This window comes from Rugamonas rivuli (assembly GCF_009380165.1).
GTDB lineage: Bacteria > Pseudomonadota > Gammaproteobacteria > Burkholderiales > Burkholderiaceae_D > Rugamonas > Rugamonas rivuli.
The window spans coordinates 157516-171760 of record NZ_WHUF01000009.1; the positions used below are offsets into that span (position 1 = coordinate 157516).

General features: G+C 65.0%; 15 protein-coding genes and 1 rRNA gene. 4 read left to right on the forward strand and 12 right to left on the reverse strand.

Features of this window, described 5'->3' with window-relative positions; translation table 11 throughout:
- The first annotated feature begins 15 nt into the window (after window positions 1-15).
- Entirely contained in the window at window positions 16-213 is a 198-nt protein-coding gene (locus GEV01_RS27490) for a hypothetical protein (protein ID WP_328595643.1), read from the forward strand.
- 24 nt (window positions 214-237) lie between these two features.
- Here GEV01_RS27490 and GEV01_RS27495 read toward each other — a convergent pair whose 3' ends face one another.
- A complete protein-coding gene (locus GEV01_RS27495; RefSeq protein WP_152809106.1) occupies window positions 238-810 on the reverse strand; it encodes an Hpt domain-containing protein in 573 nt (190 codons plus the stop codon).
- Entirely contained in the window at window positions 807-1766 is a 960-nt protein-coding gene (locus tag GEV01_RS27500) for a CAP domain-containing protein (protein ID WP_152809108.1), read from the reverse strand. Before GEV01_RS27500 ends, GEV01_RS27495 begins: the two co-directional genes overlap by 4 nt.
- A 166-nt stretch (window positions 1767-1932) precedes the next feature.
- On the opposite strand from GEV01_RS27500, the gene pssA reads away from it, so the two are divergent.
- Window positions 1933-2712 (forward strand): CDP-diacylglycerol--serine O-phosphatidyltransferase, encoded by a 780-nt coding sequence (gene pssA, locus GEV01_RS27505; protein ID WP_152809110.1) that lies wholly within the window; start codon window positions 1933-1935, stop codon window positions 2710-2712.
- Between the two features lie 2 nt (window positions 2713-2714).
- Here the strand turns inward: pssA and GEV01_RS27510 are convergent, their stop codons facing one another.
- Window positions 2715-3641 (reverse strand): aldo/keto reductase, encoded by a 927-nt coding sequence (locus GEV01_RS27510; protein WP_152809112.1) that lies wholly within the window; start codon window positions 3639-3641, stop codon window positions 2715-2717.
- 168 nt (window positions 3642-3809) lie between these two features.
- On the opposite strand from GEV01_RS27510, the gene GEV01_RS27515 reads away from it, so the two are divergent.
- Window positions 3810-5153, forward strand: a complete 1344-nt coding sequence (locus GEV01_RS27515; protein ID WP_328595644.1) for an EAL and HDOD domain-containing protein — start codon at window positions 3810-3812, stop codon at window positions 5151-5153.
- Window positions 5154-5257: 104 nt separating this feature from the next.
- Here the strand turns inward: GEV01_RS27515 and GEV01_RS27520 are convergent, their stop codons facing one another.
- The 9 genes from GEV01_RS27520 to GEV01_RS27560 are packed head-to-tail and all read right to left on the reverse strand — an operon-like array spanning window position 5258 to window position 13736.
- Entirely contained in the window at window positions 5258-6403 is a 1146-nt protein-coding gene (locus tag GEV01_RS27520; RefSeq protein WP_152809116.1) for a D-alanyl-D-alanine carboxypeptidase family protein, read from the reverse strand.
- A gap of 48 nt (window positions 6404-6451) precedes the next feature.
- Window positions 6452-7117 (reverse strand): alpha/beta hydrolase, encoded by a 666-nt coding sequence (locus tag GEV01_RS27525; protein WP_152809117.1) that lies wholly within the window; start codon window positions 7115-7117, stop codon window positions 6452-6454.
- Window positions 7118-7123: 6 nt separating this feature from the next.
- The gene (locus tag GEV01_RS27530; RefSeq protein ID WP_116994064.1) at window positions 7124-7441 is read right to left on the reverse strand and encodes a (2Fe-2S) ferredoxin domain-containing protein; all 318 of its coding nucleotides are present in this window, start codon (window positions 7439-7441) and stop codon (window positions 7124-7126) included.
- 51 nt (window positions 7442-7492) lie between these two features.
- Window positions 7493-8656 carry a VanZ family protein gene (locus GEV01_RS27535; protein ID WP_152809119.1) on the reverse strand — a complete coding sequence of 388 codons (1164 nt, stop codon included), beginning with the start codon at window positions 8654-8656 and terminating at the stop codon, window positions 7493-7495.
- 2 nt (window positions 8657-8658) lie between these two features.
- On the reverse strand, window positions 8659-9273 hold the full coding sequence (locus GEV01_RS27540) for an ABC-type transport auxiliary lipoprotein family protein (RefSeq protein WP_152809121.1): 615 nt from the start codon (window positions 9271-9273) through the stop codon (window positions 8659-8661).
- 11 nt (window positions 9274-9284) lie between these two features.
- The gene (locus GEV01_RS27545; protein ID WP_152809123.1) at window positions 9285-10223 is read right to left on the reverse strand and encodes an MlaD family protein; all 939 of its coding nucleotides are present in this window, start codon (window positions 10221-10223) and stop codon (window positions 9285-9287) included.
- Window positions 10223-11080 carry an ABC transporter ATP-binding protein gene (locus tag GEV01_RS27550; RefSeq protein ID WP_152809125.1) on the reverse strand — a complete coding sequence of 286 codons (858 nt, stop codon included), beginning with the start codon at window positions 11078-11080 and terminating at the stop codon, window positions 10223-10225. Before GEV01_RS27550 ends, GEV01_RS27545 begins: the two co-directional genes overlap by 1 nt.
- Window positions 11080-12207 (reverse strand): MlaE family ABC transporter permease, encoded by a 1128-nt coding sequence (locus GEV01_RS27555; RefSeq protein ID WP_152809127.1) that lies wholly within the window; start codon window positions 12205-12207, stop codon window positions 11080-11082. Before GEV01_RS27555 ends, GEV01_RS27550 begins: the two co-directional genes overlap by 1 nt.
- 56 nt (window positions 12208-12263) lie before the next feature.
- Entirely contained in the window at window positions 12264-13736 is a 1473-nt protein-coding gene (locus tag GEV01_RS27560; protein ID WP_152809129.1) for a B12-binding domain-containing radical SAM protein, read from the reverse strand.
- A gap of 413 nt (window positions 13737-14149) precedes the next feature.
- Here GEV01_RS27560 and GEV01_RS27565 point away from each other — a divergent pair.
- Window positions 14150-14245: ribosomal RNA gene (locus GEV01_RS27565) — 16S ribosomal RNA — on the forward strand; the annotation flags it as partial.

The window sequence follows — 14245 nt, forward strand, 5'->3', positions numbered from 1 at the left end:
GGGAAGGAGGCGATCGTGGAACCGACACAAGAGAGCGTACCGGATGATGGCGCCGCGCCCGCGGACCCGGCGGCGGCGCCCGTCCGTACGCGGCAGACGCTGCCCCCCAAGGGAGCATGCTGGTATTGCGACAAACCGTTGGACAATGTGCGCCGCTTCTGCGACAAGGAGTGCGCCGACGCTTTCGACGAGGAAAAGGAATACACCCGCTGAGCGTGGCCGTTTGTGCCGCCGCGCTCAAGGCGCAGGGCCGCGCCGCAGCCGCGCCAGCGCCGCATCGAAATCGAACTGCTGCGCCGCCGCCGATACTTCCGCAAACACTTCCGCACCCAGGCTGGCCGCCAGCGCCGCCGCCGACTGTTCCAGCACATCGATCGCCGCGCCATCGCCGTCTTCCAGCAAGCGCGCCAGGTGCTGCACCAGTATCGGCTGTGCTGACGCCGGCGCCGGCGCCGGCGCCGCTGCGGCCGCGCCATCGCTTTCCGACAACAGCTGGTCGACCGCGCACAGCAGCCGCTGCAAGGCTTGCTCCAGCGGCGCCAGCGGCAGGGCGCAGGACGCCGCCTCCAGTTGCGCCGCCGCCTGCTGCAACTGCTGCGCACCCAGCATGCCGGCCGCGCCCTTGAGCGTGTGGACGATGCGCACCGCGCCGGCGGTGTCGCCGCCGGCCAGCGCCGCGCGGGTGTCGGCGGCGGCGCCGGCGTAGCGCTGGCGGAAGCGGCGCAGGATCTGCAGGTACAGCACCTGGTCGCCCATCAGCTGCTGCAGGCCGCCGGCCTGGTCCAGCACCTCGGCGTCCGCGCTGTTCATCGCGTGGTGAACGACCAGTTGCGCGTCACCGGCACGCCGGCCACCACGCCGCTGAAGCTGACGTCGTAGACGGTGGCGCTCTTGAGCGGCGCCAGCGGGATGATGGCGGCGGCCGTCTCGGGCGTATCGGCGTCGTTGGCGTGGCTGAGCAGGCGCACCGTCAGCGCGGCGCCGCCGCGCGGCGCCACCGTGAAGCTGGACACCGTCACGCCGACGCCGAGGCGGATGGTGTCCGCATGCACGCTGATCGGGTAGCCGACTTCGTTCTGGCCGGGCACCGGGTCGGGCGATTCGCTGTCGCTCAGGAAATTGACCGGCACATTGGCCTGGCCGGCGATCGGGTAGTTGGCGATGCGGCCGGCGCCAAGGCCGGGGCCGTTGCCGCCCACCGCCGTCAGGTCGGCGGTGAAGTAGGTGTAGTTGGCGCTGGTGGTGGCGGCGCCGGTGCCGGCTTCCTTGAAGATGGGCTCGAACATCACGAAGCGGTGGTAGATCGCCGTGATCAATTCCTCCGCCTGGTAAAAGCCGGACGGGTTGCTGGTGGCGGAAATGACTTCGCCGATCGCGTACGGGCGCGGGGTCTGGTAGCCGGCGTTGGTCAGGCGGTCGAGCAGCGTGGCGCCGGTGAAGCCGGGCAGGCCGGGCGTCTGCTCGTGGGTGACGGTATTGTTCTGGCGCTGGTAGTTGGAGTGGCCCTGGGCCGCCAGGTCGATGCTGGCGTTGCGCGCCAGCGCGGACAGGCCCAGCATCGTGCGCCGGTAGTTGATCCAGTTGTAGCCGTCCAGCGCGGTGTTGCCGGTGAAGGCGGGGGCGCCCGGCGCCTGGGTCAGGTCGATGGGCGCGACGGTGCCGCCGCTGCCGGCGGTGCCGCCGCCGCCCCCGCCGCAGGCCGACAGCAGCGCGGCTGCCAGCAGGGCGGAAAGCATGAGGGCGCTGCGTCGACGGTCGGTGATCATGGAAACTCCTGTACGGTGTGCCGCCGGGCCGTGGCTGGCTGTTTCAATTCTATGCCAGATTCCAGTCTGGCAGCACCCGGTATAAGCAGAGGGCGAGCGGGTAAAATGGTAAGCTTGCAGTTTGGCGCCGGACTCGTTGCGCCGCTCTTTTTTGATTGCCTCCAATTTGAAGCCACTACACCATGCGCGCGTGCAGCGCGCCAAGTTCGCCCTGCCCAGCCTGGTCACACTGATGTCGATCGCTTGCGGCTTCGGCAGCATCGTCATTTCGGTCGACAACGCGCTGATCGGTTCCGCGCACGATTACCGGCTGGCCGCCGTGCTGCTGGTGCTGGCCGGCGTGTTCGACGCGCTCGACGGCATGGTGGCGCGCGCCACCAACACCACCTCGGAATTCGGCATGCAGCTCGACTCCATCGCCGACGTCATGAACTTCGGCTGCGCGCCTGGCTTGCTGTTGTATTGCTACGGCTTCGTGCAGCTGGGCGCGCACGAGCCGGCGCTGCTGCGGCTGGGCGGCATCGCCAGCTTCTTCTTTGTCGCTTGCGGCGCGCTGCGGCTGGCCCGCTTCAATGTGAACGTCGGCCGCACCGATCCGCGCTATTTCGTCGGCATGCCGATCACGGCCGGCGCGGCCTGCGTGGCCTCGGTGGTGGTGGCCTGGCCGGACCCGGCGGCCAGCACGCTGCACGGCGGCCTGGTCGTCGCGCTGCTGTTCGCGGTGGGCAGCCTGATGGTGTCGACCGTGCGCTTCCCCAGCTCCAAGCAAAAGAAGAGCTGGACCGCGCTGGTCGTGCTGCTGATTAACCTGGGCCTGCTGGCCTGGCTGCAAGCCATGTACTTCGCGCTGTTCTTCGCCGTGTACATCGCCGCCACGCTGGCGTTGAACCTGGCGTGGAAGCAGGGCTGGCGCGGCATCGCGCCGCCGGTGGTCTACGAGGACTGAGCTCAGGCCACCTCGTGGCCGCGCGCCGCGCGCAGGATGGCGAACCACTGGCTGCGGCTCAGGCTGAACTGGGTCGCCTCCACCGCCTCGGCCACGGCCTGGATGCGGCTGGAACCGGTCAGCGGCAGCGGCCGGCTCGGCAACTGCATAATCCACGCAAACACCACGCTGCCGAACGGGCGGCCCACTTCATCGGCCACCTGCTGGATCGCGGCCCGCACGCGGCTGCCGTCGGCGTCGTCGCGGCTGAACAGGCGGCCGCCGGCCAGCGGCGACCAGATCATCGGCGCCACGCCCAGGTCTTGCAGGCCGTCCAGGGTCTCGTCGAACATCGGCGCCACGTGCAGCGGCGAGAACTCCACCTGGTTGGTGGCCAGCGGAATGCGGCGGTTCAGGCTTTCGAACTGGTGGCGGCTGAAGTTGGATACGCCGAAGTGCTTGACCTTGCCGGCCGCCCGCAGGCGCTCGAAGGCGCCGGCGATCTCGTCGAAATCCATCAGCGGATCGGGGCGGTGGATCAGCAGCAGGTCGAGATGGTCGGTGCCGAGCTGGCGCAGCGAGTTTTCCGCCGAGGCGATGATGTGGCTGGCGCTGGTGTCATAGTGCTGGATGGTGTGCTCCGGCCGCGCCGGGTCGACCAGCTTGATGCCGCACTTGCTCACCAGTTGCATGCGCGCGCGCAGCGACGGCTGTAGCGCCAGCGCCTCGCCGAACACCGCCTCCACGCCGTAGCCGCCGTAAATATCGGCATGGTCGAAGCTGCTCACGCCCATGGCCAGGCATTGCTCGATGAAGCTCACGCGCTGCTGCGGCGTCAGCTGCCATTCCTTCATGCGCCACATGCCGGCGACGATGCGCGACAGGTTCAAGCCGCCTTTGCTGGTGGCGATGGACGGGCAGGACAAATCGGTCGGCGGGGCGTAGCTCATGGTCGCACTTTCTCGGTGGGGAAGGATGCGGAGATTATAGCGACAAGCTTGTAGCTTAGTTACATCGCACCGCGTTTATCTGGCGATGAATTTTTTGGCAAGGAGCGTTTACGGCCCGGTTTTTCATTGTATGATCGAAACACATACGCGGAGATGGAGGGAAAGCACGTGGGCTTTTTATCGTTTCTGAAATCCAAACCGGAACCCGCGCCAGCGGCGGTCAAGGCCGCTGCTGTGCCGTCCGCTGCGCCGCCGATGGCCGCGCCGTCCGCACCGGATCACGAGGGCGATCCCGAGGCCATCGTCGTCCGCGCCGAGATCGTCGACGAGCACCACCGCCTGTGCGGCTACCGTTTTTCCGTGCCTTTCGGCGGCAACCGCGCGCCGCTGCCGGAGCCGGTGCTGATCGAAACCCTGGTCGCGGCCCGCCTGCCGCAGTTCGCCCAGAACCGCCTGGCGCTGGTGCAGCTGAGCATGGACGCCGTGGTCTTCAACCGCCATTTGCCGCTGGTGGCGCCGCACACGGTATTCCTGCTGGACCGCAAAGCCGGCGACTTGCCGGTGGAGCAGATTGCCGGCCGCATGGCGGCGCTGCGCGAGACCGGCTGCAAGGTCGCGCTGCGCGGCATCTCGCTGGACGCGGCCGACGCGCCGATGCTGGCCGTGTGCGACATCGCCATGCTGTACCTGAGCGAACATACGCTGGCCGAATTCCAGTCCCTGATCAAGCAGCTGCGGATGCGCTATCCCGACATGAAGCTGGCGGTGGACGGGGTCGAGACGTGGGACGAGCAGCGCATGTGCATGTCGTGGGGATGCAATTACTTCCTGGGCCACTTCCTGACCACCAGCGACAAGGTGGACCCGGACGCCAAGGTCGACCAGAGCCGCATGACCTCGATCGAGCTGCTGAATCTATTGCGCACCGACGCCGAGTTGCCGGCCATGATAGAAGTGGCCAAGCGCGATCCCGGCATGACTTACCAGGTGCTGCAATGGGCCAACGCGCCGAGCAACGGCCAGACCACCAAGGTCACTAGTTTGCAGCAAGCCTTCATGGTGCTGGGCCGCAATCAGTTATATCGGGGTTTGACGGTATCGATGTTCCGCCTGGGCGGCGGCGCCAACAAGGCGCGCGACGAATCGCTGCTGGAAGTGGCGCTGACCCGCGCACGCTTCCTGGAGACCTGCAGCACGCTGCCGCAATCCAAGCGCGACGAGCTGTTCCTGGTGGGCTTGCTGTCGCTGTTCGACGCGCTGCTGGGCGTGCCGATGGCCAGCCTGGTCGACAAGATGCATCTGTCGGATGATATTCGGGATGTGTTGCTGAGCAGTGAGGGCGTCTACGGGCCGTACCTGATGATGGTGATGCTGCTCGAACGGGACAAGGTCGACCGCGCGCTGGAGATCGCCGAAAAGCTGGGGCTGGATATGGATGGCATCGGCCCGGTAGGCCAGGCGGCCTTCAAGTGGGCGCAGGAATCGATGCAGCACACCAGCGGCGACGAATAAGCCTGCGTCATTCCCGCGCAAGCGGGAATCCATAGACAGCATGCTCTGGCCACTTAATCCAGCTATGCATGGATTCCCGCCTGCGCGGGAATGACGGCCGGGTATTACTTCAGCCAGAGGCGGATCGAATCCCAGGCGCGGCCGAAGATCGAGGCTTGATCGACGGTTTCCAGCGCCACCACCGGCAATTCCAGCAGCGGCTTGCCGTCCACCATCATCTTCAGCGAGCCGACGCGGCTGTTCTCGGCCAGCGGCGCGACCAGCGGATCCTTGCGCTCCAGCAGCGGCTTCATCTTGGCGGCCACGCCCTTGGGCACCGTCACCAGCACGTCGTTGGCGAAGCCGATCTTGACCACGCCCTTCGAACCCTTCCAGATTTCCGGCGTCGCGATGGCCTGGCCCTTGGAGTACAGCTTGACCGTGTCGAAGTTCTGGAAGCCCCAGTTCAGCAGCTTCTGGCTTTCCTGCGTGCGCGACTGGTCGGACGAGGTGCCCAGCACCACCGACACCAGCCGGCGCTCGCCGGCGCCGTTCGGACGGTGAGCCGAGGCGATCATGCAGTAGCCGGCCGCTTCGGTGTGGCCGGTCTTCATGCCGTCGACGGTCGGATCCAGCCACAGCAGGCGGTTGCGGTTAGGCTGGGTGATCTTGTTGTAGGTGAAGCTCTTGACCGAGTCGATCTTGTAGAACTCGGGGAAGTCCAGGATCACGCGCTTGGCCAGCACCGACAGGTCTTGCGCGGTCGAATAGTTCTCAGGGCTAGGCAGGCCGTGCGGGTTGGCGAAGCGGGTGTTGGTCAGGCCCATGCGCTGGGCTTCCTTGTTCATCATCACCACGAAGGCGGACTCGTCGCCGGCGACGGCTTCGGCCAGCGCCACGGCGGCGTCGTTACCCGACTGCACCATCAGGCCGTACAGCAGGTCGTTGATGCTGACCGGCGTAGCCGGGTCGATGAACATCTTCGAGCTGCTGGAATCGACCTTCCACGCCTTGGTGGAGACGTTGACCATCTGCTTGAGGTCGATCTTCTTGTCGCGCAGCGCGCCGAAGGTGACGTAGGCCGTCATGATCTTGGTCAGCGAGGCCGGCTCGATGCGGGCGTTCGGGTCTTGCGAGGCGATGATCTGGCCGCTGGTGGCGTCCAGCAGCAGCCAGGACTTGGCGGCGATGGTCGGCGGAGGCAGGGTTTGCGCTACGGCGGTGGACATCAACATCACACTGGTGGCCAGTGCCGCGATAATTTTTTTCATGGGTTGCTTTGTTCGGTGAAAAGTTAAAGGCGTAGGGATTATAGGACGTTAGTCGGCGCTTGCGCTGTCCGTTTCCGTCTCGGCAACATCGGTGCTGCGGTGCCACAGCTGCGTGACCCAGCTCTTGATGTGCTGGAGTTTGCGATGGAAGAAGTGGTCGGCGCCGGGGATCACGATCACCGGAATGTCTTGCAGACGCAGCCAGTCCAGCACGTCGATCAGCGGGATGGTGTCATCGTTTTCGCCGTGGATCAGGATGGTGTCGGCCGGGATGTCGGCCATTTCCCATTTCTTGGCGGCGGCGCCGACCAGCACCAGGCGCTCGGCCGGCGTGCCGGCGGCGGCCAGGCGCTGCGCCAGCTGCGATTGCACGAAGGTGCCGAAGGAGAAGCCCGACAGCGCCACCGGCAGGCCAGGATATTTGGCCGTCATCCAGGCGTGCAACACAGCCATGTCGTCGGTCTCGCCATGGCCGTGGTCATGCACGCCTTCCGAGGCGCCGACGCCGCGGAAGTTGATGCGCGCCACCACGTAGCCCAGGTTGACGAAGGTGCGCGCCAGCGTGACGGCGACCTTGTTGTCCATGGTGCCGCCGTACAGCGGATGCGGATGGGCCACCAGCGCGACGCCGCGCGGTTCGCTCTTCGGATAGTCGAGGATGCCTTCCATTTGGCCGGCGCCGCCGGCCAGCGTGAATTTTTCGTTCTTGTTCATAGCTCTTCAGATTTTGAGACGGTCGACAACCTTGCCCTGCACCAGATGGGTATCGATGATTTCATCGATGTCGCTGGTGTCGACGTAGGTGTACCAGGTGCCTTCCGGATAGACCACCAGCACCGGGCCTTCTTCGCAGCGGTCCAGGCAGCCGGCCTGATTGATGCGGACATTGCCCTGGCCGTTGATGTTGAGTTCCTTGCAGCGCTTTTTGGCGTGCTTCTGGGCGGTTTCCGCGCCGTGGTCGCCGCAGCTGTTGCGGCCGTCGTCACGCTTGTTCATGCAGAAGAAGACGTGGTGTTTGAAATAAGGTGTGTCGCTCATCGCAGTTTCTCGGGGAAAGTTGTAGCCGCTATGATACCCGCTGTGGCTTATTCAGGGCTTATTGAGCTTATGGGAAGGCAGCCACAGGAACCAGACCGCGAAGAAGGGCCACAGCAGGGTCAGGAACTGCGCCGCGCCGTTGAAGTTGAGGAACTTGCCCTGCACCCAGGTCTGCAAGGTGGCCACGAAATACGGGTTGGCCGGCGTGGTGTTGACGATGACCAGGCTCAGCAGCAGCGTGGTGACGGCCAGCCGCCGCTGCGCCACATGCGGCGCGAAGGTCAGGCCGGCCAGCATGATGGCGCCGATCAGGAAGCCACCCTCGGCGCCCGGCGTCACCCAGACGAAGGCGTTTTCCGGCGAGAACAGCAGCGCCGTCGCCAGCGCCTTGACGACGATGGCGGAGGCGATCAGTGCGCACACCAGCAGGCCGCGCGGAGCCGGCTTGCGCAGCAGGCACAGCAGGGTCAGCGCCGCGCCCACCATGCCGCAGGCGGTGATGATGGTTTCCGACAGCCAGTATTGTTCCACCGTCAGGATGGCATCCGGCCGCACATAGCTGGCCAGGTCGATCTCGGTGTCGAGCAGTTGCGACAGCCAGTCCGACAGGATGGGCAGCAGCTGGCCCAGGCCGAACAAAAAGCTTTGCGGATACATCTGCGCCAGCGGCCACAGCGCCAGCAGCACCAGGCCCTGGCTGGCATGCGGCGCGACCCAGGCCTGGCGCAGGCGCTGCAGCTGGCTCTGGTCCAGCAGGCGGCGCACGGTCAGCACGCCGATCAGCGCGCCCATCGCGCAGCCGGCGGCGTTGGTGTAGAAGTCCAGGTTGGAGGAGACGCGGCTGGGCAGATAGGTTTGCACGCCCTCCATCAGGCCGGAGATCAGCAGGCCGCTGGCGGCTGCCATCAGCCACGCAACGATGCCCTTGAAGCGCGGGTACAGCGCGTAGACGATCAGCGTCCCCAGCGGCATGTAGCCGACCACGTTGATGACGGCGTCGAACTTGGTCCAGTAGCGCGGCATCGCGGTGGTTTCAAGGAAGATCAGCGGCGACAATCCCTGGTTGTGCCAGCCCGAGAACGGGAACCAGCTGGCGTAGACGATCAGCAGCACGTAGGCCAGCAGCGCCGCCCGCGTGAACGGCGACGGCTTGCTGGCCGGCTCCGGGATCGGCTTGCCGGGCGCCGCTGGCGCGCTGGTCGGAGTCTCGGTCATGCCTACTGCGGCGGCAATGCCGCCAGCCAGACCAGCACGTCGGCCGTGACGGCGTCGGTGGCGTCGGCCAATGCGCGCGCGCCGCCGGCGGCGTCCGGGCTCGGGGCCGCGCTGCTGCGGACGAAGGTCTTCTGGTCGACCAGCTTGTGGTTGCGGAACAGCGAGGCGCGCAGGTTGACGATGCCGCTGCTGCTGGTGGCGCTGTCGAAGTTCTGCGCGAAGTCGTTGACCTCCATGCGCAGCACGGTCGGGCTGGCGGCGGCGTCGGTGGTCGACAGCACCTTGACGCCGGCCTGCGCGATCTGCGCCTTCATGCGCTGGGTCATCAGCTGGAACGGCGTGGCGGTCCACTGGTTGTAGGCGTAGGGACGCGACTGGCGCGCATCGGCGTACAGCAGGCGGTATTGCATGCGCTCCGTGTCCAGCGCGGCGGGACCGACGATGTCGGCCACGATGATGGCGCCGATGGCGGCGCCGGTCTTGGCCTGCGGTTGCGGCAGCGGGCCGAAGTCGTATTGCGCGGTGGGCTGGCCCTTGCTGGCGCAGCCGGCCAGCAGCACAGTCATGCCAACGGTGGCGGCAAGGACGGCGACGGCGTTACGGATAGCGGAAGTCATCTCGGTGATCCTTATTTGGACGAGGCGGAAAAGCCTTCTTCGCCGGGGCCGGGCGGGGTGCCGGGCGAACCGAAGATCAGGCTTTGCGGACGGTCGTTAATCTTGTTCATGGTCTTGCGCAGTGCGCGCATCGAGGCCTTGGTGTCGTCGGACAGCGAGTTCACCTGCGGCAGCGTATCGAGCTCGATGCCGCCGGCGACTGCCTCCACCGAGCCGCCGATGCGCTCTGCGGTGGTGGCGATGCGGGCGATCGGGCCGTCCTGCGCTTGCAGCGTCTTGACCAGGCGGTCGGCGTCGGTGGCGAGTACGTTGAAGGAGTTCAGCGTGTGCTGGGTTTGATCGGCCAGCGCCGGCAGCTTGGCGATGGTCGGTTCCAGCTTGGCCGGCAGTTCGCGGTAGGCGTTGGCGGTGGCGCTGACGTCGGAGAAGGCGGCCAGGATGGTCTTCTGGTTCTCGGCGCTGAGCAGGGTGTTCAGCTTGCGCGTCACTTCTTCCGATTGCGTCAGGATTTCCTTGCCGCGCTTTTCCAGCTGGTCGAAGAAGCCTGCGCGCAGCGGAATGCGGGCCGGGCTGTCGCTATTGGTAGCCAGCAGCGGCGAGCCGACCTTGTCGTCGTCGAGCTGGATGAAGGCGATGCCGGTCACGCCCTGGTAGCCCAGCGTGGCGAAGGTGGTCTTGGTGATCGGCGCGTCGGTGTTGATGTTGAGCGTGACGAGGATCAGGCCCGCCACCTTGGGATCGAAGGCGATGCTGCCGACCCGGCCCACTTCCAGGCCGCGATAGCGCACCGGCGCCTGCGGGTTCAGGCCCGGCACCGATTGCGCGGTGGCGATAACGTAGGGCGCGCGTTCGACGCGGTCGCGGTTGAACCACAGGCCGAACAGGATGGCCGCGATCAGCAGCGTGATCGTGAAGAAGCCGGTGGTGAGTGCGTGGGATCGGTTTTCCATCAGTGGTGCTCCGTGTTGGTTTTTTCGTCCAGCGCTTCCAGCGCGCGGCGGCCGCGGTCGCCGAGGAAGAACTCCTTGATGAACGGGTGGTCGATGGTCAGCAGATCGCGCAGCGGGCCTAGTGCGATCACATGTTTTTCGGCCAGCACGGCGATGCGGGTCGAGAGCGCGAACAGCGTGTCGAGATCGTGCGTGACCATCACCACCGTCAGCCCCAGTTCGCGGTGCAGCGATTTGATCAGCGAGACGAAGGCTTCGGACAGGTCGGGATCGAGGCCTGCGGTTGGCTCGTCGAGGAACAGCAGCTTGGGTTCCAGCGCCAACGCGCGCGCCAGCGCCACGCGCTTGACCATGCCGCCCGACAGGTCGGACGGCATCTTGTTGGCGTGTTCCGGACCCAGGCCGACCATGTTCATCTTCAGCAGCACGGCGTCGAGTATCAGGTCTTCGGGCAGCGTGTGCAGCTCGCGCATCGGCTGGGCGATGTTCTCGAACACCGTCAGCGCCGAATACAGCGCGCCCTGCTGGAACAGCATGCCCCAGTGGTTGCGCAGTTGCTGCAGCTGGTCGGAGCCGACTTCGCTGATGTCTTCGCCGAACACACGCACGCAGCCGCGCGCCGGCGTCTCCAGGCCCAGCATCTGGCGCAGCAGCGTGGTCTTGCCGGTACCGGAGCCGCCCACGATGGACAGGATCTCGCCCTGTTCGATTTCAAGATTCAAATCCTGGTGCACCACGGTGCGGCCGTACTTGGTCCACAGGCCGGTGATCTCGACGATGGGCACACTGCCGTCCAGCGTCAGTTCGCCGTTGCCGGGGCCGCAGGCTTTTTCGGGGATGAGCGCGTGGCTGACCATCAGAACCCCACGCCGCTGAACAGGATGGCGAATACGGCGTCGGCCAGGATCACCGCGGTGATCGCCGTGACCACCGAGGTGGTGGTGCCGCGCCCCAGGCTCTCCGTGTTCGGCTTGATGCGCAGGCCGAAGTGGCAGGACACCAGCGCGATCAGGATGCCGAACACCGTGCCTTTGCCCAGGCCTATCATGTAGTTCGCCAGCGGCACCGCTTCGGGCAGCTTGAGCGCGAAGTATTGCGGCGACAGATTCAGTTCGACCTTGGCCGACACCATGCCGCCCAACAGCGCGATGGTGTCGGTCCAGATCACCAGCAGCGGCATGGCGATCGCCAGGGCCAGCACCTTGGGCATGATCAGGCGGAAACCGTGCGAGATGCCCATCACCAGCATGGCGTCGAGTTCCTCGGTCACGCGCATCACGCCCAGTTGCGCGGTGATGGACGAACCGGAGCGGCCGGCCACCAGGATCGCCGCCAGCAGCGGGCCCAGTTCGCGGATGATGCTCATGCCGAGCAGGTTGACCAGGAAGATGTCGCCGCCGAAGTTGCGCAGCTGCTGGGCCGACAAATAGGAAAACACCACGCCGATCAGGAAGCCCACCAGCGCCGTGATGCCCAGCGCCTGGAAGCCGGCGTGGAAAATATTCGCGGAGATTTCCTTCCACGGTCCGCGCATGGGCGCGCGCAGGAAGCGGCCGAGGTCCAGCGTGACCTGGCCGATCAGGCGCACGAAGGCGGCCAGGTGCTGGAAGAACAGCAGCATCGCGAAGCCGAGCTTCATCACCCACGTCAGGCGCTGCGCGCGGGCGCGTGGCAGTTCGAGCTTGCCGGTGGTTTCAAGGCGGTTGAAGAATTCTTCCTGGCCGGGCGCCAGTTGCAGGTTGGCGGGGCGGGTCTTGCCCCAGGCGTTCCACAGCAGCTGGGCGCCGATGTGGTCCATGCTGTCGATTGCCGTCAAATCCCATTTGATGTTGTCGGCCTTGAGCGTCTTGATCAGGGCCGTGATGGTGGCCATGGTCTTGCCCTGCGCCAGAGCGTGGACTTGCCAGGTACCGCCCGCAGCGACCGAGGGGCCCTTGGCAGCGCCGGGATTGAGAGTGAGGGTGGGCTCTTTGGCAATAGGCATTCCGTCAGTTTAAGGGAGTTTTGCCCCGGCCGCTACCTATGATGTACCGTGGGGGCTCAGGCGGCCAGCCTGCGGGCCTGGCGCTTGGGCGCCGGCGTCTCGACGGGTTTCGGCTTGGCGCCCGCATAATCGCTGGCCAGCAGGGCTTCGGCGGCGTCCTTGGCCATGCCCCGGGTTTGCAGATACCTGGCCACCATCGCCACCAGCCGCTCCAGTGCGATGCGGTGGGTGGCGTCGGTGTTTGCGTACAGCCAGTCGGAGAAGGCCATGAAGCTGCCGAAGGCGTCGTCGCCCAGCAGCACCGGCAGCGTGTGGCCGAAGCGGCCGGAGTTGGCCACCAGGTCCCAGTAGCGCGCGAAACGCACCAGGCGCTGCATGGTCGGGAAGTCGATGTCGCGGTTGGCCAGGATGGTGTAGGGCGCGTAGGGCTCGAACACCAGCCCGTATTCCTGCGTGTGGCGGATGATGGGCGTGCCGCGCAGGCGCTTGAGGATGCCGAACTGGATCTCGTGCGGATTCAGCGCCCACAGCTTGTTGAAGCCTTCGGCGAAGCTCTCCACCGTTTCGCCGGGCAGGCCGGCGATCAGGTCCACGTGCATGTGGGCATTGGAGTGGTCGGTCAGCCAGCGGATGTTGTCGGCGGCCTTCTGGTTGTCCTGCTTGCGGCTGACCAGCGTCTGCACCGCAGGATTGAAGCTCTGGATGCCGATCTCGAACTGCAGCGCGCCGTGCGGGAATTTGCTGATGCCCTCTTTCAGTGCGTCCGGCAGGTGGTCCGGCACCAGCTCGAAGTGGGCGTAGACCGGGTCGTCCGGGTTGGCTTCCAGCTTATCGAGGAAGAACTGCATGATCTTCAGGCTGGTCTTGATATTCAGGTTGAAAGTGCGGTCGACGAACTTGAACAGCCGCGCACCGCGCGCGTGCAGCGATTCCATCTCCGCCAGGAAGTTATCCAGTGCGAACGGCCACGCCGTCTTGTCCAGCGCGGACAGGCAGAACTCGCACTTGAACGGGCAGCCGCGTGAGGCTTCCACATATATGGTGCGGTTCTTGATGTCGTCGTCGGTGTAGAGCGAGTAGGGCAGCTTGATCTCGGCCATCGGCGGCTGCACGCCTGCGTGGATCTTCATCAGCGGCTTGGGGCCGTTGAGGATCTCGCCGCACAGCTTGGGGAAGGTGACGTCGCCCCAGCCGGTGATCAGGTAGTCGGCCAGCTTGACGATCTCCTGCTCGTTCGATTCGTAGGATACTTCCGGCCCGCCCAGTACCACGACTACATGCGGCGCCACGCGCTTGAGCATCGCAACGACTTTGGTGCTTTCTTCGACGTTCCATATATAGATGCCGAAACCGACGATGCGCGGCGCATGCGCCAGGATGCGTTCGACGATCTCGGTGGTCTTCGCGCCGATGACGAATTCCTGCAAGCGCGTTTGCTCCTGCAGCTCTCCCATATTCGCTAATAGATAGCGCAGTCCCAGCGAGGCGTGGGTGTAGCGGGCGTTGAGAGTAGTGAGCAGAATAGACATGACGTGCTTATGTTTCGGTGAAACCGCTATTTTACCCTTGCCAGTGTGGTTGGCCTTTGCTATAGTTCGCCTCCCCGCAAAACGCAGCATGCAAATGCAGCGAAGAGCAGGAAAAAAGAGGGTTGACGAAAACAGCGAAACGCTTCATAATCTTCCTTCTTCGCAACTGACAAACACAACGCTTTGTCAACGGTTGCAAGCAGTACCGAATTGAAGTTCTTTAAAAATTAACAGTCGATAAGTGTGGGCGTTTGATGAAAGTGCACAGCAGGCTAGTCCTGCTGATACTTAAAATATCAAATGTTCACAAGAAGTAATTGAAATAGGCGCTACGAAAGTAGTGGCCTGTCAGTATTTTGAGTGAGCGACCCGCTAGAAATAGCGGTGGCAGAAATGCCAAATAAACAGAGATTAAACTGAAGAGTTTGATCCTGGCTCAGATTGAACGCTGGCGGCATGCCTTACACATGCAAGTCGAACGGCAGCGCGGGGCAACCTGGCGGCGAGTG

What these genes read in the sequence shown, in the direction of transcription:
- GEV01_RS27495 (WP_152809106.1), bottom strand. Translation starts at nt 810, where the DNA reads ATGAACAGCGCGGACGCCGAGGTGCTGGACCAGGCCGGCGGCCTGCAG.
- GEV01_RS27500 (WP_152809108.1), bottom strand. Translation starts at nt 1,766, where the DNA reads ATGATCACCGACCGTCGACGCAGCGCCCTCATGCTTTCCGCCCTGCTG.
- GEV01_RS27510 (WP_152809112.1), bottom strand. Translation starts at nt 3,641, where the DNA reads ATGAGCTACGCCCCGCCGACCGATTTGTCCTGCCCGTCCATCGCCACC.
- GEV01_RS27520 (WP_152809116.1), bottom strand. Translation starts at nt 6,403, where the DNA reads ATGAAAAAAATTATCGCGGCACTGGCCACCAGTGTGATGTTGATGTCC.
- GEV01_RS27525 (WP_152809117.1), bottom strand. Translation starts at nt 7,117, where the DNA reads ATGAACAAGAACGAAAAATTCACGCTGGCCGGCGGCGCCGGCCAAATG.
- GEV01_RS27530 (WP_116994064.1), bottom strand. Translation starts at nt 7,441, where the DNA reads ATGAGCGACACACCTTATTTCAAACACCACGTCTTCTTCTGCATGAAC.
- GEV01_RS27535 (WP_152809119.1), bottom strand. Translation starts at nt 8,656, where the DNA reads ATGACCGAGACTCCGACCAGCGCGCCAGCGGCGCCCGGCAAGCCGATC.
- GEV01_RS27540 (WP_152809121.1), bottom strand. Translation starts at nt 9,273, where the DNA reads ATGACTTCCGCTATCCGTAACGCCGTCGCCGTCCTTGCCGCCACCGTT.
- GEV01_RS27545 (WP_152809123.1), bottom strand. Translation starts at nt 10,223, where the DNA reads ATGGAAAACCGATCCCACGCACTCACCACCGGCTTCTTCACGATCACG.
- GEV01_RS27550 (WP_152809125.1), bottom strand. Translation starts at nt 11,080, where the DNA reads ATGGTCAGCCACGCGCTCATCCCCGAAAAAGCCTGCGGCCCCGGCAAC.
- GEV01_RS27555 (WP_152809127.1), bottom strand. Translation starts at nt 12,207, where the DNA reads ATGCCTATTGCCAAAGAGCCCACCCTCACTCTCAATCCCGGCGCTGCC.
- GEV01_RS27560 (WP_152809129.1), bottom strand. Translation starts at nt 13,736, where the DNA reads ATGTCTATTCTGCTCACTACTCTCAACGCCCGCTACACCCACGCCTCG.